General features: G+C 46.7%; 21 protein-coding genes and 1 tRNA gene. 18 read left to right on the top strand and 4 right to left on the bottom strand.

Annotated elements, in window-relative coordinates:
- Nucleotides 1-15 precede the first annotated feature (15 nt).
- Nucleotides 16-2,673 carry a TonB-dependent receptor gene (locus tag CEQ32_RS06270; protein ID WP_088585715.1) on the top strand — a complete coding sequence of 886 codons (2,658 nt, stop codon included), beginning with the start codon at nt 16-18 and terminating at the stop codon, nt 2,671-2,673.
- A gap of 98 nt (nt 2,674-2,771) precedes the next feature.
- Here CEQ32_RS06270 and CEQ32_RS06265 read toward each other — a convergent pair whose 3' ends face one another.
- The 3 genes from CEQ32_RS06265 to CEQ32_RS06255 all read right to left on the bottom strand — a co-directional run bounded on the left by CEQ32_RS06265 (nt 2,772) and on the right by CEQ32_RS06255 (nt 5,963).
- The gene (locus tag CEQ32_RS06265; protein WP_011787758.1) at nt 2,772-4,382 is read right to left on the bottom strand and encodes an IS1634-like element ISSpu7 family transposase; all 1,611 of its coding nucleotides are present in this window, start codon (nt 4,380-4,382) and stop codon (nt 2,772-2,774) included.
- 132 nt (nt 4,383-4,514) lie between these two features.
- The gene (locus CEQ32_RS06260; protein WP_037417804.1) at nt 4,515-4,874 is read right to left on the bottom strand and encodes a TraR/DksA C4-type zinc finger protein; all 360 of its coding nucleotides are present in this window, start codon (nt 4,872-4,874) and stop codon (nt 4,515-4,517) included.
- Between the two features lie 141 nt (nt 4,875-5,015).
- Entirely contained in the window at nt 5,016-5,963 is a 948-nt protein-coding gene (locus CEQ32_RS06255; RefSeq protein ID WP_088585714.1) for a tRNA-dihydrouridine synthase, read from the bottom strand.
- A 266-nt stretch (nt 5,964-6,229) separates the two neighbouring features.
- Here CEQ32_RS06255 and CEQ32_RS06250 point away from each other — a divergent pair, with 266 nt between their 5' ends.
- From CEQ32_RS06250 to nadE, 15 genes are all read left to right on the top strand, one after another.
- Nucleotides 6,230-6,658 (top strand): hypothetical protein, encoded by a 429-nt coding sequence (locus CEQ32_RS06250; protein WP_037417772.1) that lies wholly within the window; start codon nt 6,230-6,232, stop codon nt 6,656-6,658.
- 91 nt (nt 6,659-6,749) lie between these two features.
- Complete coding sequence (locus tag CEQ32_RS06245; RefSeq protein WP_047540409.1) at nt 6,750-7,589, top strand: DUF692 domain-containing protein; 840 nt, start codon at nt 6,750-6,752, stop codon at nt 7,587-7,589.
- Entirely contained in the window at nt 7,589-8,329 is a 741-nt protein-coding gene (locus tag CEQ32_RS06240; protein ID WP_037417766.1) for a DUF2063 domain-containing protein, read from the top strand. Before CEQ32_RS06245 ends, CEQ32_RS06240 begins: the two co-directional genes overlap by 1 nt.
- Before the next feature lie 157 nt (nt 8,330-8,486).
- Nucleotides 8,487-8,609: a hypothetical protein gene (locus CEQ32_RS23195; protein ID WP_011072094.1), complete on the top strand. Its 123-nt coding sequence runs from the start codon at nt 8,487-8,489 to the stop codon at nt 8,607-8,609.
- A 100-nt stretch (nt 8,610-8,709) separates the two neighbouring features.
- Nucleotides 8,710-9,078 carry a YbaN family protein gene (locus CEQ32_RS06230; RefSeq protein WP_037417764.1) on the top strand — a complete coding sequence of 123 codons (369 nt, stop codon included), beginning with the start codon at nt 8,710-8,712 and terminating at the stop codon, nt 9,076-9,078.
- A gap of 180 nt (nt 9,079-9,258) precedes the next feature.
- Nucleotides 9,259-9,810 carry an adenine phosphoribosyltransferase gene (gene apt, locus CEQ32_RS06225; RefSeq protein WP_023265726.1) on the top strand — a complete coding sequence of 184 codons (552 nt, stop codon included), beginning with the start codon at nt 9,259-9,261 and terminating at the stop codon, nt 9,808-9,810.
- 129 nt (nt 9,811-9,939) lie between these two features.
- Nucleotides 9,940-12,993 (top strand): DNA polymerase III subunit gamma/tau, encoded by a 3,054-nt coding sequence (gene dnaX, locus CEQ32_RS06220; protein WP_088585713.1) that lies wholly within the window; start codon nt 9,940-9,942, stop codon nt 12,991-12,993.
- Nucleotides 12,994-13,162: 169 nt separating this feature from the next.
- Nucleotides 13,163-13,492 (top strand): YbaB/EbfC family nucleoid-associated protein, encoded by a 330-nt coding sequence (locus tag CEQ32_RS06215; protein ID WP_007648738.1) that lies wholly within the window; start codon nt 13,163-13,165, stop codon nt 13,490-13,492.
- 12 nt (nt 13,493-13,504) lie between these two features.
- The gene (recR, locus tag CEQ32_RS06210; RefSeq protein ID WP_055647120.1) at nt 13,505-14,104 is read left to right on the top strand and encodes a recombination mediator RecR; all 600 of its coding nucleotides are present in this window, start codon (nt 13,505-13,507) and stop codon (nt 14,102-14,104) included.
- Between the two features lie 279 nt (nt 14,105-14,383).
- On the top strand, nt 14,384-16,297 hold the full coding sequence (htpG, locus tag CEQ32_RS06205; protein ID WP_088585712.1) for a molecular chaperone HtpG: 1,914 nt from the start codon (nt 14,384-14,386) through the stop codon (nt 16,295-16,297).
- 117 nt (nt 16,298-16,414) lie between these two features.
- Nucleotides 16,415-17,278: a co-chaperone YbbN gene (locus CEQ32_RS06200; RefSeq protein WP_088585711.1), complete on the top strand. Its 864-nt coding sequence runs from the start codon at nt 16,415-16,417 to the stop codon at nt 17,276-17,278.
- 141 nt (nt 17,279-17,419) lie between these two features.
- Entirely contained in the window at nt 17,420-18,064 is a 645-nt protein-coding gene (gene adk / locus CEQ32_RS06195) for an adenylate kinase (protein ID WP_037417813.1), read from the top strand.
- Nucleotides 18,065-18,144: 80 nt separating this feature from the next.
- Nucleotides 18,145-19,191: a ferrochelatase gene (hemH, locus tag CEQ32_RS06190; RefSeq protein ID WP_181159813.1), complete on the top strand. Its 1,047-nt coding sequence runs from the start codon at nt 18,145-18,147 to the stop codon at nt 19,189-19,191.
- Nucleotides 19,192-19,381: 190 nt separating this feature from the next.
- Complete coding sequence (locus CEQ32_RS06185; protein WP_088585710.1) at nt 19,382-20,686, top strand: inosine/guanosine kinase; 1,305 nt, start codon at nt 19,382-19,384, stop codon at nt 20,684-20,686.
- Between the two features lie 136 nt (nt 20,687-20,822).
- Complete coding sequence (gene nadE, locus CEQ32_RS06180) at nt 20,823-21,653, top strand: ammonia-dependent NAD(+) synthetase (RefSeq protein ID WP_088586953.1); 831 nt, start codon at nt 20,823-20,825, stop codon at nt 21,651-21,653.
- Between the two features lie 89 nt (nt 21,654-21,742).
- Here nadE and CEQ32_RS06175 read toward each other — a convergent pair whose 3' ends face one another.
- Nucleotides 21,743-22,267 carry a DUF6942 family protein gene (locus CEQ32_RS06175; protein WP_088585709.1) on the bottom strand — a complete coding sequence of 175 codons (525 nt, stop codon included), beginning with the start codon at nt 22,265-22,267 and terminating at the stop codon, nt 21,743-21,745.
- Nucleotides 22,268-22,439: 172 nt separating this feature from the next.
- Between CEQ32_RS06175 and CEQ32_RS06170 the strand changes: the two genes are divergently transcribed.
- Together CEQ32_RS06170 and CEQ32_RS06165 are read left to right on the top strand one after the other, a co-directional pair.
- Nucleotides 22,440-23,915: an alpha/beta hydrolase gene (locus CEQ32_RS06170; RefSeq protein ID WP_088585708.1), complete on the top strand. Its 1,476-nt coding sequence runs from the start codon at nt 22,440-22,442 to the stop codon at nt 23,913-23,915.
- 194 nt (nt 23,916-24,109) lie between these two features.
- Nucleotides 24,110-24,186, top strand: a tRNA-Pro gene (locus tag CEQ32_RS06165).
- Nucleotides 24,187-24,299: the final 113 nt, after the last annotated feature.

The following is a 24,299-nucleotide window of genomic DNA, read 5'->3' as shown; positions in this document are numbered from 1 at the left end:
CTCAAGGAGAGATATATGCATCATCTAACGTTAGCAGCTAGAGCTGTGCGCGCTAGTCTAATCACTATGGGTTCTGCTAGTGTTTTATTATCTGGAATAACGATTGCGGCAGAAGAAAATACCAAAGTTGAACGTATTGAAGTCACTGGATCACGTATTAAACAGGTGGATATGGAAACCGTTTCTCCTGTCACTGTGATTAATGCAGCTGATATTGCCATGACGGGCGAAAAAACCGTTGCTGATGTTTTGAATAACTCGGCAATCAATAGTTTTGGTTCATGGCGGGGCGTTTCTGGTTATGGTTCAGGCGCAAGCTCAACAAGCAGCGTTAATCTTCGCGGGCTAGGCTCGTCTGCAACCTTGGTGTTGCTCGATGGCCGCCGTATGCCTGGTACGAGCTCAAGCTCCGGCTCTGTTGCTGACACATCCTCAATTCCAATGGCGATAGTGGAGCGTATTGAGATCCTACGTGATGGCGCCTCTGCCGTTTATGGTTCAGATGCCGTTGCGGGTGTGATCAACATTATTACCAAAAAAGAATTTGATGGTCTGCAATTAGATTACAGTACAGAGCAGCCTAGTGTCGAAGGCGGTGATGCTAACCGTTTATCCATTGCGACAGGTTATAATACGGATAAAGGCAATATTACCTTAACCTATGAATATTATGATACCAAAGCCGTCATGGATCGTGATATTTGGAATATGGACGATCCGAGTTACGCAACCTACAGTGGTTTTAGTTCTGTGCCAAATGGTAAATATGGCACAGGTAATGGCAGTTGGTATAGCAATTCAGATATTTGTGACCAAACTGAAAATACCGTCGATACAACCGATGGAAATAATAAGGGCCGCTGTTTATATGATTCAGGTAGAGTGACTAAATTATTTGGTGATCAGACCCGTAATTCCTTTTTATCCAATTTTACCTATGAAATTACCGACGGTATTCAATTTCGCGGTCGTGCATCTGCCTCGTTAGCTGAAACTGAAACGCGTTACGCAGGAACACCTGTGTCAACAAATTATCCAGTAATGAGTGCTGATAATAAATTCAATCCCGTTGGGGAAGATATGACACTTTATATGCGCTCTGCCCAAATTGGCGAGCGTGATACCTTAACTGAGACCAATAATGTCGATATTCTCGGTGGTTTTATTGGTACGCTGGATTTAGGCAATGGCATTGATTGGGAATTAAATGCACAGCATTCCCGCTCAACCACGAATTCATTTAATTACAATTTAATTAATGATGAGATAGTTCAGCAAGGAATAGATTCTGAACAGTACGATATTTTTAATACCACGGGCATGAGTTATGAGCAGTGGAACCAGCAGATGACTGAGCTGTATCGTAAGGCGGCTCATACGGGCGTGTATCAAGGTAAGTTTGAAAGCACTCAAATTGATGGACTGGCTTCAACGCTGCTTGTTGATAATGGCGATGTCTCTGTTGCTATGGTCGGTGGGCTTGAATATGAAATGATTAAGTTTAAGCAAACCAGTGATCCAGAGTCTGCTTCGGGCATTATCTCAGGTGGCTCGGGTGGCGATGATGTGGATGCAACCCGTGATCGAAGTGCAGCTTATTTAGAATTCCAAGTTGGCTTACCCGCGAATGTTGAGTTATCGGCCGCCGTTCGGTACGAGCGCTATGAACAGGAAGGATCGCTCACTGGTGCCCAAGGGCAAGTAGTTAATTCATCAACCTTTGATGCCGTAGTGCCTAAATTTGGTATTAGTTGGCGCCCCGTGGATAGTTTGTTACTGCGTGCCAGTTACGGTGACTCCTTCCGAGCACCCAATATGGGTGAAATGTTCTCTTCACAATCTTTAAGTTTTGAAAAAGCCGTCGATTCGCTTTGGTGTAATGAGCCAGGTAATGTGGATGCGGTTTATTGTGCGACCAGTAATCAACACAAAACTTGGTATGGTGGTAATCCCGACCTTGAGGCTGAGGAGGGTAACTCATTGACGTTAGGTGGCGTGTGGAATGCTACTGATAATTGGAATATCGAATTATCCTACTTTTCGATTGCCTACGAGAATAAAATTGAGTCGATAAGTGTGAACGACATACTGCGTGATGAAATTAAAAATGGTTCATCACCTTATGTTCACCGTGGTTCCGATGGCAAGATTGAATATATTGAAGCGGGTGTGCGCAACTTAGCGACGGTTGAAACGTCAGGTATTGATTTTGTCACAGCTTATAACCTAGAAACGGGGATCGGTGATTTCAACTTCAGACTCGATTTAACCCATGTTTTGGATTTTAAAAAGCAAGATAATGCCGAATCAGAAATGATTGATTATGCCGGGCTTACTGATTCGCCTGATTGGCGTGGTAATTTTGCAACCAGCTGGAAATATGACGATTTTTCTGCGGCCTGGACCGTAGTGTATATTGGTCGTCAATCGGCTGATTACTACAATCAGTTAGAAGAAACCGATGTTTACGTCGATTATTCAAACTACTTTAAACACAACATCCAGTTTGCCTATAACCATGCTTACAATGGTTCAATCACGGTTGGGGTGAATAATGTGTTTGATGCCGATGCACCAAACTTTTATACCTATGCTGATTACCGTGATGTAAACGTTGGACTGTATGATGTGTTGGGCCGTACTTACTATTTGAGAATTAACCAGAAGTTTTAAGTTATCCTTCTCCCTGGATAACTCAAACCTCCGCTTGCGGAGGTTTTTTTGCTTGTGGAATATAGAGACGCTGCTTAATCCGACATTCCGCAGCTAATTTAGGAATAAACTACCTCATAGAATCTACCGAGTAATTTGAGTAGTTGTGTTTGGTGATCTTGAAGTCCAGTGATGAACCTTTGGCCGTTAATCTCTAGCGTATCTATGCCTTCGAATTGCAAGAAGACCCAACGTGCCGTCGGTCTGGAGGTCGTCTTGTTCTTTACCATACTTGGGAAGAACGCTTCGGTTTGTGCGAGTTGTTCTCTGATTTTGTGTTCTAAACTAGCGTAAACAAGCAAGCTCAACGTCATTATCATTAGCAACGCTTCAATGCGCTCAGGCTTTTTCAAGAAGATGGAAGAGGTTAAAAACTCAGGGCTTTTTAGAAAACGGAAGCCGCGCTCGACTTTTTGTTGCGATTTGTAATGTGCTAGAAGAGCCGCCATGGTGAGTGCTTCATTGTCGGTGTCATTCGTCGCGAGGATAAACATGCCTACTTTGAGCTTAGCCAGTTTTACTTTTTCTAGGTCGGTGAAGGGGGCGGCTTCGATAAAGTATTGGTATCCTGTCGGTGCTTCATCTGTCTTTGGGCGGCCCGAATGAGAGTAAGTCGGCTGTTTGATGAGAGTGCCTTGTTCAAACCCAAGTAAGTCACATTGTTTCTTGAAATCGTTAAACGCTAATTCTGCGTCAACTTCACAAGCGAATGGTTTTTTACTTAGCTTTTCCAACGCTTTGATTTCTTTTGCTATGTTTTTCTCTAAGTTCTTGAAGAAAGTGATTTCTTCCCGCTTGGTGGCCTGTTCACTGTGAACGAGCAACCAACGTTGATTGACCTTTCCGTAATCCGAGTCTATCCAACATCCTGAGTAGCCATGACCGATAGTGCTTAATTGCTCTGGCTCTAGCGCAAGTAGTGCTTGTTTTGCGAGCTTGATGGTCATGGGGACACGGGTAATGAATTTTTGATTTTGCTCATCTAGCGAGGAGATGCTTTCTTCGGTGTACAAAGCGGCATCAGCGATAAAGTAACGACTATTTTGCGCGGCTTTTAGGCAATGTATGTGTCTTTTAGTGACTTCAGCGAATGCCTTGGCATCATTGGTGTTACCACTCAGTGCTTGCATGTAAACAGGAATACCTGCTTGGTTTTCACAGATGAGTTCAAGCACGACTTGGTTAAGCTCTGGCCTATGATCCCGACTATAACCTCTTACAAGCTTAATCACGTTGGTGTTTTCATCTTGTGCATACTCACCATCAACGTGGAAGCTAGTGATATCAAGATGAACAGAATCGGTCGTCAAGCCCAGTTTATCAACAACACGCTCAGCAATAACCTGATAGAGCGCTGAGACATCGGCTTCGTATAGAGCATCTAATGTGCGGCCTAGTACATCATCAGTCAGGTGGTGTGCTTCAATGTCTTTGGCGAGTAGCTTAGATACAGGCTTGGTCTTAAAAAAGTCCGAGAACATGTGCAGTGTTCTGCTATGAAAGCCAAGTCCATTTAGGAGCATGGCCAATACCGCGTCACCATGAGAAACATTGTGGTCAGAATATTTTGGGATAACGGCATCTATCATCCGTGGCAGGCCAATTTCGTGACAAAAGGCGGCAATGAGACCAAGGTGATCTAAGCGTTTAATAACAGGATGGGTAGACATATTTTGAGACCGTCAAATAGCAGTAATAGATCAAAACTGTCGATCGCGGTCAAGATGGTGTCGTAGTTTTTATGAAAAGCTGATCGCCAGATCACACTATTTAAATTCTGGAATTAGCTGCGGAATGACGGCTTAATGACTCAGGCGCAGTTCATGACGATGCTCATGCTGGTAATGCTCAGCGCAGCAACTGCAACGTTGTTCGGTAGGATCTTGCATTAAACGTTCAGCTTCGATTTCAGTTTCGCAATCGGAACAAAGGCCATAAAGACCTAAGTCAAGTTGGCAGAATGCGGCATCGAGGCGGTTTAAACGACAAAATAGCGGGTGATCGGCAAGGTGGCTCTGTGCCAGTCGGTCGATGAGTTCCCCTAGGCTGAGGTTGGCACAATGCGTCCCAAGTATTTCAATAAACTGAGGGAGCGCGCCGATTTCCTTCCTTAGATTAGCTTCAAGCTCTGACAATTCTTGTCTGATATGGGTGGTGCTCACGTAAAATCGCCTGTTTTATCTGACTCTGGGCATTCAGTCTAATAGTTCCACTACCAACGACTATGATAAAGATCAAGTATCTGTACGATTTTTAGGGGTAACGTGGTGGTTAACATAAAAAACCACCACTTTTGTATGGGGTTACTGGCTTAGATGTTGTTGCGCTTGTTCTAGCACACGCACAATGTCTTCAGTAGTTTTATAGATCCTAAGTTCCCGAAATAGGGTATCTGCCTCGGGATATTGGCGATTGAGATAACTAAACCACTGCTTAATGCGCGCTGGATAATAATCACTCTTACGGCCACTAAGCTCCCTTTGGGTATAACTGAGCATTAATTGTAACGTGTCAGCCCAACTGTAGGGCGTTGCACCGGTTTTTATGGTGTCTGCAAGATTGGGGAGCGAGATCGCGCCGCGGCCAATCATGATACTGTCGCACCCCGTTACTTCCATACAACGTTTAGCGTCCTCACTATTCCAAATCTCACCGTTGGCAATTACTGGTATTGGCAAACGTTTGCGCACTTCAGTGATGTATTCCCAATAAGCGGGCGGTTTGTAACCATCAACCTTACTGCGGGCATGGATAGCAAGCTCTGTTGCGCCCGCTTCATAAACGGCCAGCGCATTTTCCATAAACAGGGATTTGTCTTCGTAGCCTAAACGGATCTTGGCTGTCACCGGATGCTCAGCGGGCACTGCTTGGCGCATGGCGCGCACAATATCGTGAATCGTATTAGGGTATTGCAGCAACACCGCGCCGCCATTACTGCGATTGACCATCTTGGCAGGACAGCCAAAGTTTGCATCTACGCCGTGGGAGCCAAGCTCAATTGCGCGCATGGCGTTTTCGGCCATGCAATGAGGTTCTTGGCCTAAAAGCTGTACGCGGACTGGGGTACCCGATGGCGTATAGCCACCGCTCAGTAGCTCTGGACAGAGTTTAAGAAAGACCTTTTCAGGTAATAGTTGGTCAACGACGCGCACAAATTCGGTGACAAGCAAATCGTAAGGGTTAATCGACGACAAAATATCTCGCATTAAGTCATCAACCACGCCTTCCATCGGAGCCAAAATTACCCGCACTGCTACAAACCCATATAGAGGAACAAAGGGCGTGCATTCTATCCTATTGGCTTGCTGTTACAAAGTGCGCAGAGAGGCTTGGCAACAATGACAACTATTTATGGCTATTTAATTGGCTAAATTCAGCTTCCTATCAGCATATTTTGATAATTTCTGTGATTTGGTGATATTTTTTGAAATGAAACTAAAGCGGTGCAGGTCTTTTGCAGTAAGCCAACGATAACCCTATTGTTGGTCACCATTAATCAATAAAAGGAAGCAAGAATATGAAATCAGTTAAGCAAACCGCGGTTGCAGTGGCATTAGGTACAGTGGTGGTTGGTTCAGCGTTTACTGTTAACGCGCAAACAAATTTATTTGGTTTTGAAACCATGGAATCAGGATATCAACTCGTTGGTTCTGAAGGTAAGTGTGGTGAGGGTAAATGCGGTGCAGATATGAAAAAAGCGGCTGCAGAAAAAGCTAAAGAAGGTAAATGCGGTGAAGCAAAATGTGGCGCCGATATGAAAAAAGCGGCTGCAGACAAAGCTCACGAAGGTAAGTGTGGTGAAGCAAAATGTGGCGCCGATATGAAAAAAGCAGCAGACAAAGCTCATGAAGGCAAATGTGGTGAGGGTAAATGCGGTGCTGATATGAAGAAAGCCGCTGAAAAAGTTGACGCTAAAACTGAAGCCGTAAAAAAGGAAGTCAAATAAGTTCAGTTGTACTTAGTGAGGTACTGCCCTAGCACATGGCCAGCCTATGCTGGCCTTTGTTTAGCAGCATCCAATTAAAGGGGTTAAAGCAATGCAAGATCGTGGATTAGTTGGATTAGGGTTACGGCGTGAAATGCTCAGTGAGTTTTGCCAATCGCTGCCGAGTGCTATCGATTTTTTAGAGGTTGCCCCTGAAAACTGGATGACGCTAGGTGGAAAATACGGTAAACAATTTAGACAATTAACTGAACAACATACCTTTTTTTGCCATGGTCTGTCGCTCTCAATCGGTAGCCCTGAGCCGTTGGATCTTGAGTTTGTTCGCCGTATTAAAGCTTTTATGGACTTACATCAAATTGATGTCTATTCAGAGCATTTGAGTTACTGCTCAGGAGCTGGCCATTTATACGATCTGATGCCTATTCCTTTTACCGAGGCCGCCGTTAAGCATGTCGCTCGGCGAGTTAAGCAAGTCGAAGATATTTTAGAACGACCGCTTATTTTGGAAAATGTCTCCTTTTATGCGGCGCCCAGTGCGCAGATGACTGAGCTGGCGTTTTTGACGGCAGTGCTGGAAGAAGCCGACTGCAAACTCCTGTTAGATGTGAATAATATTTATGTTAATTCGATAAATCATCAATATGATGCGGCGGCATTTTTAAAGGCGATGCCAACTGAGCGGATTGCCTACTTGCATATCGCAGGACATTTTAAAGAATCAGAAGAATTATTGATTGATACCCACGGCAGCGATATCAACGCCCCTGTATGGGCGCTCCTAGATAGTTGCTATGCCATGCATGGCGTATTACCCACCTTGCTCGAGCGTGACTTTAATCTGCCGGCAACAGCGCATTTATTGGATGAAATTAATCAAATTCATACTTACCAAGCCCAGGCCAAAAAAAATCTAGCGAAGAGGATTGCCTAATGGATTTTAAGCAAGTACAGCAATCCTTTATCGATTATATTCGTGATCCTAACAATTCCGTGCCGATCGGTGTACCTATTGAGCGGATGCAGGTTTACCGAGAGCTATTTTTTAATAATGTGATGGGTTTTGTTTCTAATGCCTTCCCCGTACTCAAAAGCTTATACACTGATGCGCAGTGGCAAACCTTAGTGCAGGCTTTTTTTAGTCGACATGATTGTAAATCACCGATTTTTATCGATATTGCTGGAGAGTTTTTACAGTTCCTGCAGTTTCAATATTCTCCAATAAACATTGATCCGCCCTTTATGCTGGAACTTGCGCACTATGAATGGCTTGAACTACGGGTGGCAACTGCGCAGCAAGATAGCCGCCAAGTCCTGATTGGTAAAGAGGGAATTACGCATCAAAATCTATGTTTAGCCGCAACGGCAACCGTGGCGCAATACCAGTACCCAGTGCAGCAAATACGGCAAGATTATCGCCCAGAAGCTCCTCTGCCGCAGCCAGTGTTTTTTTGCCTGTATCAGGATGAGGCAGGTGAGGTAGGCTTTTTGCAATTAACGCCTTTAAGCGCGCAAGTACTGGGTTATTTAACCGAAAAGGGGCAGAGCACCTTTAATGAATTGATTCAATGGTTGGTGTCGACTTATCCGCAAATGCTTACAGAGACCTTAACTCAAGGTTGTTTACAGTTACTCGAACAACTAACCGCTAAAGGTATCGTTCGCGGAACATAGAAAGATATGGTGCTTAAGTACGCAAAATAATTGCAATAACCATACAGAAAAAGGGTTTTTGTTGGTGTGGCAAACCGCTACAATGACGCCCGTTTTGTGATCTTAATCACTGTATGATTCCCGCGCACTTATCTACGCACACATTTGAGGAGCTGTAATGAGCAGTCAGCCATTTAAAGACCCATTTAACGTTATGTATTTTATTGGTTTTATTTTAGTCTTACTGTTGCCGACACTACCAGCAAGCCTGACTTGGTTAAAGCAATTAGGCTTAATTTAAGCAGGTTTTAATCTCAAATTGAGTATACTACTGGCCACTCTGAGAGTGGCTTTTGTTTTTGAGGTTCGAGGCATTTACACACTATGATTATTTACACGCTATGATATTGAAACGTGGTTTGTTTTTATTGATAGGCTGCCTTGCGCTGGGCCTTGGACTGCTAGGTATTATCGTGCCACTGTTACCGACGGTGCCGTTTATTTTACTCGCCGCTTTTTGCTTCGCCCGTTCAAGCACTCGCTTACATCAGTGGTTAATGACACATCCTTGGTTTGCCGATGCGCTCACCCAGTGGCAAGAGCACCGAGCCATGCGCCCAGGCCTTAAACGCAGGGCTATGCTACTCTCTGGCCTCAGTTTTAGTGTCAGTATTCTTGTTGTGCCAATCGTATGGGTAAAATTGTTGCTGTTAACCATGGCAATCGGGCTTCTCTGGTATCTGAAAACGATTCCTGAAATCGAATCCTAAGCACATTTGATCTAAGGCACAAATTGATAACCAATTCGTCACTTGAATACGCTGCTAGTTGCAACTCAAACCAAAGCGGCATAAGCTTTGTGCGAATTATTAAAGCTCGTCCACACTCGCTGTGGACGTTTTGTTTTTACTGCCAGCAATAAGCGTGGCGAAACGATTAAGTTAAATTAAATGGCTATGAATACAGAAACCTTATCCTTGATAAAGCAAAGCATTAAAACCATTCCTAATTATCCTAAGGAAGGGATTCTATTTCGCGATGTAACCAGTCTGCTGGAAAATGCTGCAGCCTATAAAGCGACTATTGATTTATTAGTTGAGCATTACCGCAACAAAGGCTTTACCAAGATTGTGGGTACCGAAGCCCGTGGTTTTCTGTTTGGTGCACCTTTGGCGTTGGAATTAGGTATTGGTTTTGTGCCAGTTCGTAAGCCAGGTAAACTGCCACGCGCGACGATTAGCCAAAGCTATGAGCTGGAATATGGCCACGATAGCCTTGAAATCCATACCGATGCGATTACCGCTAACGACAAAGTGCTAGTGGTTGACGACTTGCTGGCCACGGGCGGTACTATCGAAGCCACGGTAAAACTTATCCGCCAACTCGGTGGTGAAGTGCAAGATGCCGCCTTTGTGATTTCGTTACCTGATTTAGGTGGTGAGGCTCGTTTAACTGCCTTAGGTCTTGAGTTGGTTAAACTTTGTGAGTTTGAAGGCGAATAATTCTTCAGCCAAAGGCGCCTAGGGATAGTTTAATGGCATGTCGTTAATTGACATGTTATCTTGCAACTATCTCGGGGCGCGATCCCCTTTTTTGTACCAACATTCTTGTCATGCACATTGGGGAGTTCCATGTCATATCAGGTGTTAGCCAGAAAATGGCGCCCTGCCACATTCGAACAGATGGTCGGCCAAAGTCATGTGTTGCACGCATTAACCAATGCGTTAACCCAGCAACGTTTACACCATGCGTATCTTTTTACTGGCACGCGCGGAGTGGGCAAGACCAGTTTGGCGCGTCTCTTTGCCAAAGGTCTTAACTGTGAGAAGGGCGTAACGGCTTCCCCCTGTGGTGTGTGTGGCAGCTGTGTTGAAATTGCCCAAGGCCGTTTTGTTGACTTAATTGAAGTCGATGCCGCCTCGCGCACTAAAGTCGATGACACTCGTGAACTCTTAGATAATGTGCAATATCGTCCGACCCGAGGCCGTTTTAAGGTTTATCTGATCGACGAAGTACACATGCTCTCACGCAGTAGTTTTAATGCGCTGCTAAAAACCCTTGAAGAACCGCCAGAGCATGTGAAGTTTTTGCTGGCGACCACCGATCCGCAAAAGCTGCCGGTGACTGTGTTATCCCGCTGTTTGCAATTTAATTTAAAGAGTTTAACCCAGCAGGAAATTGGCACTCAGCTACAGCATATTTTAACCCAAGAGCAATTGCCCTTTGAGCACGAAGCCCTAACTCTGCTCGCCAAAGCGGCCAATGGCAGCATGCGTGATGCTTTAAGCTTGACCGATCAGGCCATCGCCTTCGGTGGCGGCACGGTAATGCTCAACCAAGTGCAATCTATGCTGGGCAGCATCGATGAGCAGCATGTGCTGGGCTTACTTAAAGCCTTAACCGATGCCAATATTGGCGTATTGATGCAAAGCTGCGCCCAGGTGCTCGCCTATGGCGCGGACGCCCAAGAAGTGCTGCGTAGTTTACTGGAATTACTGCATCAGATTACCCTGACACAATTTGCGCCAGCCGCCGCGCAGCAATCCCTTTATAGTGCTCAAATTCAGGCCTTTGCCGAGCAGTTAGCGCCTGAACAAGTGCAGCTGTATTACCAAATTTTACTGACTGGCCGTAAAGACTTACCCCATGCGCCGGATCCTAAATCGGGCCTCGAAATGGCGCTGCTGCGAGCGGTGGCATTTGTTCCCGAAAAGCCAGTAAAACGTTGGCAAGTCGAAGACACAGCTAAGGTAAGTTTGCCTTCTCAGCAGCCAATGTCTGCGACGCCCACATCAAATATGCCCGCGGTAGAACAGACGGTTAATCAGGCTGTGGCTGAAAAAAAAACTTCGCTAACTTCCGCCGTTGATTCCCTAGCTTTGCCACAAGTTGCAGCAACGTCTGCGCTTGCTACGGCTTCACTCGTCGAAGCATCGCAACAAGCTTTATCCGATGAGGATGCGGTTGATGAAGCGTTAGCACTCAATGCCGCATTGATTGCCGAGCAGCAAGTGATTTTAAGTCAAGCCCAAAGTCAGGGCTTTGGCGCAAATGTGGATGTTGTATCGAATACTGAGACAGAAGTAAGTGCTGTTTCTATGCCTGCATCAAATACTGATGCTGAACATCATCAAGCCGCGGTTGTTGATACCGCTAGTGTTAACCTTAAGCCTTACGCCAACCAGTTAACAGAACCTACAGTGGCATTATCTAATGAAAATGATGTCGAGGAAGAGACTCAAACGAGTGTTAACGAAAGTGTAGATAAGTTAACGCCTGATGCTTATTCAGCTGAGTCTTACGGGCAATACGATTATGCCGCCGCGCCGCTGGATGCTTATCAAGATGATTATGCGCAATTTATATCTGAGGAGCAGGGCGCATTCTCTGATATAGAAGATAATTCGTTTAATCGCGACAGTGCTCAGTCTATTGATCATAGTCATGTTGTGCATGAGTCCGCTGTTCATGGACATGCCGCTCAAGCGTCTGCGACACCAGCGCAAAAGTCGCAGTCTATTGCCGAAAGCTCTGCTTCAACAAGCCCTCTGGCTTCAACAACTCCTCCGGCTTCAACTACAGTATCCCTCGATGATGACGATATTTTATCGGCGGTATTAGCGGCGCGCGACTCCTTACTATCCGATCTCGATGCGCTCAGCACCAAGGATGGTGATGGAAAAAAGCTGGCAGCGGAAGTTAAGGTTAACCCCCCGAGTCAGAATGGCCATACTGCGCCAGTCTCTCACGCGCCAACACATAAAACGCCTTCAGTTGATGCATCTATTGAGCGGCAAGTTGTCAGTAACGAGTCCGATAACGACTTTGAGCTGCCCTTTGACGACGATTTCGAGGCCGAGATCCATCTTGAGTCACTATCCAATGTCACGCCGACTCCGCAGTTTGATCCAAACGATCGCCCGCCATGGGAAGAGGCACCCGTCGTTGCAACGGATGAGGCAAGCCCATTGGCTGCTAGCTCACACCTACAAAGTGGTGTGAGCGCGCCGCAAAAATCAGTTGGTGCGGCAGTATCTGGGCATGCTTCGGCTCAAACCTCGACAATCGATACCGAAGTGGAAGAGATTAAGACTGATCTGCAACGCACTGAAGCAAATACCGTGCTGCAACCGTCTCAGACACAGGAATTATCACAGACGCAGCAACGGACCCAACAGTCACCGCCAAGCGAGACGGTTTCATCGGCGTCATTCACCGCATTAGCACTGGCGCAATCGATTACCGGTCATCCGCTCGATTTGCATTGGTACAAGCTCATGGCGAGCCTCGATATTGGCGGTCGTGTGCGTCAGTTAGCGGTCAATTCGATTTGTCAGCAGCAGGCTAACCCCTTGCCATTACTGCTAAAACCCGATCAGAAACACTTGGCGGCGCAGGTGGCCATTGAGCAGCTCGAGCAAGCCTTAACCGCAGCCCTTGGGAACCCAAGGCAGGTTGAGGTGGTCATAGGAACCGATCCTACGCGGGAGACGCCCTTAGAGATGCGCAAACGTTTTCACCAAGAGTTACTGCAACAGGCGCAGCAGTCGCTAATAATGGATGACAATGTGCAATGGCTGATTAACCGCTTTGGGGCTGAGCTTGAGAAGGATAGCTTGCTCTATCCGCCTGAACTGTTAAATCAGCGCAGCGGGCTTATTCCTGCGTTACCTGAGCCCGAGTAATATTTCCTCTATGTATATGCTGCGTGGAATGGCAGAGTTTGTTAAAAACGCGCTATCAAGATCATAAGTTTAGCGATGGGATCGCGGCATTGATTGCCAATCCCATTTATTTCAGTAAGATTAGCCAGCTTAAAAGCTTGCGACTAACCCTAATAGAAGAGAAATGACTATGTTTGGAAAAGGCGGTATGGGCAATCTGATGAAACAAGCCCAGATGATGCAAGAAAAAATGGCAAAAATGCAGGAAGAAATTGCCCGCATGGAAATGGTCGGTGAGTCAGGTGCAGGTCTGGTTAAAGTGACCATGACAGGCGCACACACAGTGCGTAAAGTCGAAATCGACCCAAGCTTGATGGAAGACGACAAAGAAATGTTGGAAGATTTGATCGCGGCAGCCTGTAACGATGCAGCACGTCGCATCGAAGAGAATCAAAAAGCTAAAATGGCCGAAGTGACTGGCGGTATGCAATTACCACCAGGCATGAAAATGCCATTTTAATTGAGATAGACAATGAAATTTAGTCCACTGCTAGACGAGTTAATTCAGTCCCTACGTTGTTTACCAGGGGTTGGGCCTAAATCGGCGCAACGTATGGCGTTTCAATTACTTGAGCGAGACAGGAAAGCTGGGCTTAAATTAGCCTCTGCCCTGTCGAGTGCCATGAGTGATATCGGTCATTGTCAGTCTTGCCGAACCTACACTGAAGAAACGTTATGTCCGATTTGTGCTAGCCATAAGCGCGGCTCGTCTTCGACAATTTGTGTGGTCGAAACGCCAGCCGATGTGTTAGCCATTGAAGCAGGTGGACATTTTACGGGTCGCTACTTTGTATTGCTGGGCCATTTATCCCCCCTCGATGGCGTGGGGCCTGAAGAGTTAGGCTTGGCGCTATTAGAGCGTCACTTAGCCTCTGGCGATGTTGCTGAGCTGATTTTAGCGACCAATCCAACGGTTGAAGGTGAGGCCACAGCCCACTTTATCGCCGATATGGCAAGGCGCCACAAGGTGCTGATCAGCCGCATCGCCCACGGTGTGCCCGTGGGTGGTGAGCTGGAATATGTCGACAGCACCACCTTAGCGCTGTCCTTCAATGGGCGTATCCCGCTGTAGCCTGTGATGGCCTAAAGAATAAACCCGCTGGCCCTGTGCTCGCGGGTTTTTATTTTATAGCTGTATTTGTTTAGCGAACACGCCCTAGCGTGTCTAGGTCTAACATTCCTTTCTTAATTCTGACATAGGGATAGCGTAATTTCGGTTTGATACTGCCTTATTTTTCGCCATTTGATCTGTGATTTTATCTCCCCCCTTGAAAAGTGGATTTGCAGCCCCATTTTATAAAGCACTGAGCGTTTGCTTTAACCAAATTGCGTAACAAATAAGGAAAATTTCATGTCACAACAAGAAACTCATGGTTTTCAAACTGAAGTCAAACAGCTGTTGCATTTGATGATCCATTCTTTGTATTCCAACAAAGAAATTTTCTTGCGTGAACTGGTCTCTAACGCTGCGGATGCGGCCGATAAGCTGCGTTACCTTGCGTTAACCAACGACGCGTTATACGAAGGTGACGGTGAGCTACGTGTGCGTATCAGCGCAGACAAAGAAAAAGGCACTGTGACCATCGAAGACAACGGCGTGGGTATGACCCGCGATGGCGTGATTGAGCATTTAGGCACGATCGCCAAATCGGGCACCGCTGAATTCTTTAAAAACCTCTCTGGCGAAGCCTCAAAGGATTCGCAGCTAATCGGTCAATTCGGTGTGGGCTTCTATTCCGCCTTTATCGTAGCGAAAAAAGTCACCGTTCGTACCCGCGCGGCAGGTCATAAGGCCGATGAAGCCGTATTGTGGGAATCCGAAGGTGAGGGTAGCTTCACCGTTGAAACTATCACCAAGGCGAGCCGTGGTACTGAGATCACCCTGCACCTGCGTGATGAAGAGAAAGAGTTTGCCGATGAGTGGCGCCTACGTTCCATCATCACTAAATACTCAGACCATATTTCAATCCCAGTAGAAATGTGGCAGGAAGGCACCCCTGAGCGCGATGGCCCAGACGGTGAAAAAATTCCTGCAACCGAAGGCTATTGGAAGGTCATGAACAAGGCGACTGCGCTGTGGATGCGTAATAAGTCTGAGGTCACTGACGAAGAATACCAAGAATTTTATAAGCATATTTCCCACGACTACACAGACGCTCTGCTGTGGAGTCATAACCGCGTTGAAGGTAAACAGGAATACACTAACCTGTTGTATATCCCTTCAAAAGCGCCGTGGGATCTGTGGAACCGCGACCGTAAGCATGGCCTGAAACTCTTTGTTCAGCGCGTGTTTATTATGGATGACGCTGAGCAGTTTATGCCATCTTACCTGCGCTTTGTGCAGGGTTTGATTGACTCAAACGATCTGCCGCTAAACGTGTCTCGCGAGATTTTGCAGGACAACCACATCACCAAAGCGATGCGCGCCGGTATCACTAAGCGTGTGCTGGGTATGTTGGAAAAACTGGCAAAAGACGATGCGGAAAAATACCAAAAATTCTGGGCCGAATTTGGTCAAGTGTTGAAAGAAGGTCCAGCGGAAGACTTTGCAAACCGTGAGCGTATTGCAGGCTTACTGCGTTTTGCGTCGACCCATACGGGTAGCGCGGCACCGACTGTGTCACTCGATGACTACATTAGCCGCATGAAGGAAGGCCAAACCAAGATTTATTACATCGTTGCCGATAGCCACGAAGCCGCTGCCAACAGCCCACACTTAGAACTGCTGCGTAAGAAAGGCATCGAAGTGTTGCTGATGTCAGAACGTATCGACGAGTGGTTAATCAACCACTTAACTGAGTACAAAGAAAAACAATTGCACTCAGTCACCCGTGGCGAGCTGGAATTAGGTGAGCTGGAAGATGCGGCCGAGAAGGAAGCGCAGGAGAAACTCGCTGAAGAGTCTGCACCACTGATTGAACGCATTAAAGCGGCATTAGGCGCTAGCGTGGCCGATGTGAAAGTCACTTCACGCTTAACCGATACCCCAGCCTGTGTGGTCACGGGTGAAGGTGAAATGTCGACGCAAATGATCAAACTGATGCAGGCTGCCGGCCAGCCAGTGCCAGAGGTCAAGCCGACGTTTGAGATCAACCCTGCGCACCCATTAGTGTCGCGCCTTAATGATCTTCAAGATGAAGCCGCCTTCGCCGATTGGTCGAATCTGTTATTGCAACAGGCGCAATTGTCGGAGAAGGGCAGCCTAGCAGACCCATCGGCCTTTATTAAGCTGATGAACCAAATGTTATTGGCAAGTCTGAAGTAACACATTCGGGGCACTTGGGTCGAGACACAAGTGCCCCGATTCACTTTTAGGCACCAAGAGTCGCATTACCCTAGGGCATTTCCCCGTAGAGGTGCCAGTTTGGGAGTAAGGAAAACCATGGACAATATCCTCGATCTAACGAAAGACAATATTCAGCAAGTGGTTGATGCTTCGATGCAGCAACTGGTGGTGATGGTGTTTTGGGCCCAGCCACAGCCGCAGAGTGTTGCCATGGTGCAAACACTCGAGCAACTTGCCACCCAGCATGCTGGCCGTTTTGTGCTGGCGAAAGTGAACTGTGAAACTGAGCTGGAAATCGCGAACTATTTCCGCATTCAAGCACTGCCGACCACCTTAGTGCTCGATAAGGGCCAACCAATCGATGGCTTTGCGGGCATGCAGGAGGCGGCGCAGGTGAGCGCTATGCTGGAGAAACACTTGCCTCCGTTATGGCAATTGCAGCTTGAGCAAGCCAAAGCCTTGTTAGCCTTGAGCCAAGTATCGGCGGAGGATTTAACCACTGCGGCCGTGTTGCTGAAAGACGCCTATAGCGCCTCAAATCATGCTGCTGAGGTGAGTTTGGTGCTCGCCGATGTGTATTTGATACAGGGTGAACTGGCTCAAGCGCAGACTTTACTCGAACAGATTGGCCTTGCCGATCAAGACAGTTATTACCAGAGCTTAAAGGCGAAATTAACCCTTGCCTTGGATGCGGCAGACACACCTGAAATTCGTGATTTACAGCAGAAGTTCGAGCATAATCCGCAAGATTTAGTGTTATTACTCGAACTTTGTAAAGCCTTGCATTCGGCTCACCGCGATGAAGAAGCACTTGCGCATTTATACGGTGTGTTATCTAAAGACTTGAATGCTGAAAATGGCAAAGTAAAACAAGTCTTTATGGAGATTTTAACCGCCCTTGGTCAAGGTAATAGTCTTGCTAACCAGTACCGTCGCAAGCTGTATACCTTGCTCTACTAAGGATAAAATTTGCCACAAAACTGCGATTTATTTGCGGTTTCTGAGGCTAAAGTCGAAGCTAAAAGCCTTCTCAATGGCGGTCAGATGTGCGAAGATCGCCGCCCTAAGAAGAATATCAATGCGAAAAAGAGGACTCTTGAGATGCGCATTATCCTATTGGGCGCCCCAGGTGCCGGTAAAGGTACCCAGGCCCAGTTCATTATGGAACAGTATGGTATCCCACAAATTTCTACTGGCGATATGTTACGTGCTGCTGTTAAAGCCGGTACTCCGCTGGGTTTAGAAGCGAAGAAAGTGATGGATGCAGGCCAACTGGTTTCTGATGATCTGATCATTGGACTGGTTAAAGAGCGCATCGCACAGGACGACTGTGCTAAAGGTTTCCTGTTAGACGGTTTTCCACGCACTATCCCGCAAGCGGATGCGATGGCGGCAAACGGTATCAGCATTGATCACGTGATTGAAATCGATGTGCCAGACGAAGAAATCGTTAAGCGTATGAGCGGCCGTCGCGTTCACCCAGGTTCTGGCCGTGTTTACCACGTGGTATTCAATCCACCTAAAGTGGAAGGCAAAGACGATGTGACTGGCGAAGACTTAGCGATTCGTCCAGATGACGAAGAAGCCACAGTGCGTAAGCGTTTAGGCATTTACCACGAACAAACTAAGCCATTGGTTGAATACTATGGCAAAGTGGCTGCGGCGGGTCACACTCAATACCATAAATTTGATGGTACTCAGTCGGTTGCGGCTGTGAGTGAACAGTTAGCCAGCGTGCTGAAATAAGCATCATTCACTAAATTCGAGAACAAGTTCTCATATTAAGAAAAAGCCTGCGATTGCAGGCTTTTTTTATTGGCAACTGAATGTTAGCCTGCCGAGGTATTAGGCTGATAAAAGGTAACACATTGACTTCTCCCTCTCCTGCGTTTGGCGTGTTATTGGTCAATCTCGGCACGCCCGATGAACCCACTCCCAAAGCGGTTAAGCGATTCCTCAAACAGTTTTTAAGTGATCCTCGGGTCGTCGATTTGTCCCCTTGGCTGTGGCAGCCGATTTTGCAGGGGATAATCCTTAATACCCGACCCGCCAAGGTGGCCAAACTATATCAGAGTGTGTGGACAGAGCAGGGCTCGCCGCTGATGGTGATAAGCGAGCAGCAGGCACAAAAATTAGCCACGGATCTGAGCGCGACCTTTAATCAAACCATTCCCGTTGAACTCGGCATGAGCTATGGTAATCCTTCGATTGATAGCGGCTTTGCCAAACTCAAAGCCCAAGGCGCCGAGCGTATCGTCGTACTGCCGCTGTATCCGCAATATTCCTGCTCAACTGTCGCTAGTGTGTTCGATGCGGTGGCGCAGTATTTTGCTAAAGTGCGCGATATTCCTGAGCTGCGCTTTAGCAAACAGTATTATGATCATAAAGCCTATATCGCGGCGCTGGCACATTCAGTGAAACGCCATTGGAAAACCCATGGCCAGGCCGACAAGTTGATTTTATCCTTCCACGGTATTCCGCTGCGGTATGCCACTGAAGGCGACCCATATCCTGAGCAGTGCCGCACTACGGCCAAGTTACTGGCACAGGCTCTGGGATTAACCGATGGACAATGGCAGGTGTGTTTCCAATCCCGCTTCGGCAAAGAAGAGTGGTTAACCCCTTATGCCGATGAACTGCTGGCCGATTTACCCCGCCAAGGCGTGAAAAGCGTTGATATAATTTGCCCAGCCTTTGCCACTGATTGCCTCGAAACCTTAGAGGAAATTTCTATTGGTGGTAAAGAGACTTTCCTGCATGCGGGTGGTGAGGCCTATCACTTTATTCCCTGTTTAAATGATGATGAGCTCCATATCGAGCTGCTCAGGCAATTGGTGCAAGAACAAGCTCAACCTTGGATACGCGCAGAATGACGGTAAATTTCTCCCGTTGAAACCTAAACACGGCCTAGTTTCATGCTGATTTTATGGTAGAATCTGCGCCCTTTGTGGCTCGGGAGTGGATTTTTTATCTCTCTAGCCTAGACTCATTATTTTTAGGACACAATGAGCCAACGCTCGTTGTAATGCCCATTAGCATGGATGCCAGGAAAAGAGAGCCACTATGAAGTTTCCCGGTCAGCGCAAATCGAAACATTATTTTCCGGTCAAAACCCGTGACCCATTGCTTGAGCAATTAACGCAGCAACCTCAACCTTTTGCGACTTATATCAGCGGTATCGATCAAACCTTAGTGGATATTGAAGCCAAGGTAGAGGATGAGTTGCTCGGCCGTTATGGTTTACCCAAGGGTAATTCGACGCTTATCAATGATGAGCAAGCGCACGCCCTGTATACCGAGCTGAAACAAAACGGTTTGATCAGCGATGAGTTTGCGGGCGGCACTATTGGTAACACAGTGCACAATTATTCTATTTTGGCCGATGACCGCTCTGTGTTGTTTGGGGTGATGAGTCAAAATATCGAAGTCGGCAGTTACGCCTACCGTTATCTTTGCAACACCTCCTCTAAAGTAGACCTTAACTTCCTGCAACCCGTCGATGGCCCCATAGGTCGTTGTTTTACGCTGATTTCTGATTGCGGTGAGCGTACCTTCGCAATCAGTAAAGGGGCGATGGATAAGTTAACCCCAGAATACATTGATAAAGACGTAGTACAGGGCAGCTCTGCCTTAGTATTAACCGCCTATTTAATGCGTGCCAGCGGCGGCGACAGGATCACCGATGCGGCCATGTGTGCGATTGAATATGCCAAAGCAGCCGAAGTCCCTGTGGTATTGACCTTAGGCACACGCTTTTTGATTGAAGAAGATCCGGTTTGGTGGCAAAACTTTATCCAAGAGCATGTGACCATTTTGGCGATGAACGAAGATGAAGGCGAGGCGTTAACAGGGTTTCGCGATCCGCTGCTTGCCAGCGAAAGAGCCCTCGAGTGGTGCGATATGGTGTTAACCACTGCTGGCCCAATCGGGCTTTATACCGCAGGTTATACCGATGATGCCGAAAAGCGCGAGACCACTCATACGCTGCTGCCAGGTGCTATCCCTGAATTTAACCGTTATGAGTTCTCACGTCCTAAGCTCAAGAGTGACTGTGAAAATCCGATTAAAGTCTATGCCCATATTTCCCCTTACATGGGTGGACCGGAGAAAATAGGCAATACCAATGGTGCGGGTGATGGCGCGTTGTCGGCGTTATTGCACGACTTGGCGGCCAATACCTTCCATAAGACCAACGTGCCAGGCTCAAGTAAGCATAAGCGTGATGGCTTATGTTATTCATCCTTCTCACAAATTTGTAAGTACGCTAACCGCGTGGCCTATGAGGTATTAGCGCAGCACAGTCCGCGTTTGTCCCGTGGGTTACCCGAGCGTGAAGACAGCTTAGAAGAATCTTACTGGGAAAGATAAACCAGCATAGGTTTCAGTTAATAAGGGCAATAGCGGCAAACCGTTATTGCCCTTGTTGTTTTTAGGCGCAAATAAATGATAACGTTAGGCGGTTTACCGCTCCCAATAACAGCGAATATTTAAGGTGGAATTTTCGGTGAAAGCGCAGATCTTAAGAGAAATGAAGGTACTCAAGGCGATTGAGCCTGAGTTTGAAGTGCAGCGCCGCGTGGCGTTTATTAAAACCAAGCTCAAAGAGGCCAGCAGTAAGGCGTTGGTATTAGGGATCAGCGGAGGTGTGGATTCATCGACGGCGGGGCGTTTATGCCAGTTGGCCGTTGATAGCCTCAATAGTGAACATCCCGAGGGCGGTTATCAGTTTATTGCAGTGCGTTTACCCTATCAAATTCAAAAAGATGAGCATGAAGCTCAGCAAGCGTGCCAATTTATTCAGCCATCAAAATTAGTTACAGTAAATGTGCATCAAGGTGTTGATGGCGTGCATCAAGCCACCTTAAGTGCGTTTGTTGAGGCGGGACTGAGTATGCCGGATGAGGCGAAAGTGGATTTTGTTAAGGGCAATGTTAAAGCGCGGATGCGCATGATTGCCCAGTATGAGTTAGCGGGATTAGTTGGCGGGTTAGTGGTGGGTACCGATCATAGCGCCGAAAACATTACCGGTTTTTATACCAAATGGGGCGATGGTGCCTGCGATCTCGCGCCTTTATTTGGCCTCAATAAACGCCAAGTGCGCCAATTAGCGGCCTATCTCGGTGCTCCTGAGTCATTAGTTTACAAAGCGCCAACGGCGGATTTAGAGGACAACAAACCGCTACTCGAAGATGAAGTCGCGCTCGGGCTGACCTATGAGCAAATTGATGATTTCCTCGAAGGGAAAGTCGTTGATAAGGCTGTCGAAGAGAAGCTTATCAATATCTATAAGGCCACCCAACATAAGCGCCAGCCCATTCCAACCATCTACGACTGATTTTTACCACTAACCTTGGCATAGGCAATGCTGTCTAGGTTTTCTTTTAAAGCACTCGGCCTATCCGGGTGCTTTTTTATGAAATTTTATCAAGCAGATACGTTTTGTATATGCGAGCGCGTAAGCGCAATCAGGGCATTAGAGTATTGGCGGTAATCTAAGTAGGGCGTGAGTAGCACTTGTTTCTTCTGTACTGAGGAAGTTTGCATTATTTCAGTGACATCTTGCAGCTTACCCTGTGACGCATGCATCAGCGGTTGATAGGCAGTTTGCCGGTTTGATAGTGGTTTATTGAACTGCTCAGCACTCAATCCCAAAGGCTTCGCGGCAGCTTGCCCACACACAATATGAATATTGGCATGGGGCGATGGGGCACTAGCACCTATCAAGAGCATTTGGTGTTTTTTGAGTAATAAGTTGTCGCGATAATTGCGCCAATCTTCACTGGGGGTGCAAATTTTGGCCATAATGGTGAAGATCTTACGCCAGTGGTTACCGTTTAAGGCGATGAGTTCTGCTATCGCGTTATCCTGCTCCCAATGCCAATATGCAGGTATAAGTGGGGGATTGGGGAGATAAAACGCATAGGACGCTGTGGCTGGACCAATATGCATAATAAGTAAAATTTGCGAATATCGAATAAAAGTAGAGCGGATATTAACCTAAATAGAGTAAACCGCCGAAACTAAAATGCCATCAAAACAAATCTTAAATATGAATATTGAGGTTTATTTTTATCTAACCGTATAATCTGCATGCGTATTTTATCGGAATCATGGGGCAGCAATGAAAGCCATTATCATAGGCTCAACTAAACATTTATTTTTCGCTGCCTTTTATGGCTGTTTAGGGATTGCTGTTGCCTTATTAGTGACTGGAATCTATTTTCTCAATGCAAAACCCGATCTGTCCCTCTGGCACACGACTGAGTTAAAACACGAATTCCACTACAACACTAAACTTGATAACTTTCGTGATTACATTGCCTTAGAAGATAAGCTCTTTGCCGAGGTTGATAACAAAGTACTCAAAAAAGTGTCGGCGGCAGATGCATCGCCCGTCAATCGTTATGTTAAAAACAGCCTTGCCGATCCCGCGAGATGGCCACAAAACTGGAATCGCAGTTTTGAATGGCCTAAAACCAATGCGCCTTTTGGCGTATTGTTGCTCCATGGTATGTCAGATTCACCCTATGCCATGTCTAATGTGGCAGCACATTTTAAAGGCAAAGCCCATGTACTTGGATTAAGACTCCCAGGCCATGGCACCATTCCTAGTGGTTTGACGAGCCTGTACTGGCAAGACTTAGCCGCCGCAGTTAATTTGGCAACGGCGCACATGAAACAAGAGCTTAAAGGTAAGCCGTTATTCGTTATTGGCTTTTCAACGGGCGCCGCAGTGGCACTTAACCATGAACTTGAACTGATTAATCAAGATAAAGCGCCCGATTATGCAGGGATGATTTTTATGTCGCCAGCTATTGGGCTTGCTCCAATTGCGGCCGCGGCTCGCTGGCAAAGTTGGATAGGTCGCCTGCTCGACTTAGATAAGTTGCAATGGAATAGTATTCAGATGGAATACGATCCCTTCAAGTACATGTCTTTTGCCGTCAATGCCGGGGATGTCGTCTACCAATTGGCGTTACGTAACCAGAGTTTGTTAAGCGGATTAACGCCTTTGCAGCGTGAACAAATCCCATCGATTTTAAGCTTTCAATCTGTTGCCGATGCAACGGTATCTAGCGCAGCTGTTGTGAGTTTGTTGTATCAAACGCTACCGCAAAAGGGCCATGAATTAGTGCTATTTGATATGAATCGTACCGTTATCAACAGTAAGTTAATGACTAATGATCCACTACCCGCCTTGTTACCAACAGCTTCTGACAACATTCATTACCGTGGCACGCTGATTGAAAATATCAATAGCGAAACGACTCAGGTTCAAGCTCGGGAATTTGGATTTAGGCCACAGGATGAGTCGTTATCTCAGATTAAACACCTCCCGCTTTATTGGCCTGCGGGCGTGTATTCACTCTCCCATGTTGCGTTACCTTTTGCTGAAAATGATGGCCTATATGGCATGTCAAGCAATGAGAAGCTAACCCGCATACAAATAGGCGCAGCCGCTTCCCGTGGTGAGCGAGGCGTTTATAGTGTGCCTGCTTCAGAAATGTTACGTCAAAAATGGAACCCCTTTTTCCCTTATATGATGGACCGAATTGAACAATATCGAAGTGCACATATGCCGAATGAGGCACACTGAAAGGTATAATAGTTTGAAAATGTAGTCATTCAGGCCAGAAACTAAGCAGTTGATCAAACAGACTTCACTAAGCACTTGCGTTGATTGAAACCAATTGCTAAAGTCTGCGTCACTTAAGGTGAACCCCACTCGATAGCATCTTAAGTAATAAGTACTTAAGCTGACGTCATACAGTTTTATTAAGTACAATATTTCGGTATGTAGCGCAGCCCGGTAGCGCACTGTCATGGGGTGTCAGGGGTCGGAGGTTCGAATCCTCTCATACCGACCAAATTCATAAACAAAAAAGCCTGCAATCTTAATCAGTTGCGGGCTTTTTTGTGTCTGCTTGTTTATGCAAGGGTGGACTAACGGGGGACTAATGGGGGACTAACGGAATTCAAA

Source organism: Shewanella sp. FDAARGOS_354 (assembly GCF_002209245.2).
Taxonomy (GTDB): Bacteria; Pseudomonadota; Gammaproteobacteria; order Enterobacterales; family Shewanellaceae; genus Shewanella; species Shewanella xiamenensis.
The sequence above is the reverse complement of the archived record's forward strand: the minus strand, read 5'-3'. Positions and strand labels throughout refer to the sequence as shown.

Excerpts from the sequence above, each read along its gene's own strand:
- CEQ32_RS06270 (WP_088585715.1), top strand. The coding sequence starts at position 16 with ATGCATCATCTAACGTTAGCAGCTAGAGCTGTGCGCGCTAGTCTAATC.
- CEQ32_RS06265 (WP_011787758.1), bottom strand. The coding sequence starts at position 4,382 with ATGTCTACCCATCCTGTTATTAAACGCTTAGATCACCTTGGTCTCATT.
- CEQ32_RS06250 (WP_037417772.1), top strand. The coding sequence starts at position 6,230 with ATGAAATCAGTTAAGCAAACCGCGGTTGCAGTGGCATTAGGTACAGTG.
- CEQ32_RS06245 (WP_047540409.1), top strand. The coding sequence starts at position 6,750 with ATGCAAGATCGTGGATTAGTTGGATTAGGGTTACGGCGTGAAATGCTC.
- CEQ32_RS06240 (WP_037417766.1), top strand. The coding sequence starts at position 7,589 with ATGGATTTTAAGCAAGTACAGCAATCCTTTATCGATTATATTCGTGAT.
- CEQ32_RS23195 (WP_011072094.1), top strand. The coding sequence starts at position 8,487 with ATGAGCAGTCAGCCATTTAAAGACCCATTTAACGTTATGTATTTTATT.
- CEQ32_RS06230 (WP_037417764.1), top strand. The coding sequence starts at position 8,710 with ATGATATTGAAACGTGGTTTGTTTTTATTGATAGGCTGCCTTGCGCTG.
- apt (WP_023265726.1), top strand. The coding sequence starts at position 9,259 with ATGGCTATGAATACAGAAACCTTATCCTTGATAAAGCAAAGCATTAAA.
- dnaX (WP_088585713.1), top strand. The coding sequence starts at position 9,940 with ATGTCATATCAGGTGTTAGCCAGAAAATGGCGCCCTGCCACATTCGAA.
- CEQ32_RS06215 (WP_007648738.1), top strand. The coding sequence starts at position 13,163 with ATGTTTGGAAAAGGCGGTATGGGCAATCTGATGAAACAAGCCCAGATG.
- recR (WP_055647120.1), top strand. The coding sequence starts at position 13,505 with ATGAAATTTAGTCCACTGCTAGACGAGTTAATTCAGTCCCTACGTTGT.
- htpG (WP_088585712.1), top strand. The coding sequence starts at position 14,384 with ATGTCACAACAAGAAACTCATGGTTTTCAAACTGAAGTCAAACAGCTG.
- CEQ32_RS06200 (WP_088585711.1), top strand. The coding sequence starts at position 16,415 with ATGGACAATATCCTCGATCTAACGAAAGACAATATTCAGCAAGTGGTT.
- adk (WP_037417813.1), top strand. The coding sequence starts at position 17,420 with ATGCGCATTATCCTATTGGGCGCCCCAGGTGCCGGTAAAGGTACCCAG.
- hemH (WP_181159813.1), top strand. The coding sequence starts at position 18,145 with ATGTTAGCCTGCCGAGGTATTAGGCTGATAAAAGGTAACACATTGACT.
- CEQ32_RS06185 (WP_088585710.1), top strand. The coding sequence starts at position 19,382 with ATGAAGTTTCCCGGTCAGCGCAAATCGAAACATTATTTTCCGGTCAAA.
- CEQ32_RS06175 (WP_088585709.1), bottom strand. The coding sequence starts at position 22,267 with ATGCATATTGGTCCAGCCACAGCGTCCTATGCGTTTTATCTCCCCAAT.
- CEQ32_RS06170 (WP_088585708.1), top strand. The coding sequence starts at position 22,440 with ATGAAAGCCATTATCATAGGCTCAACTAAACATTTATTTTTCGCTGCC.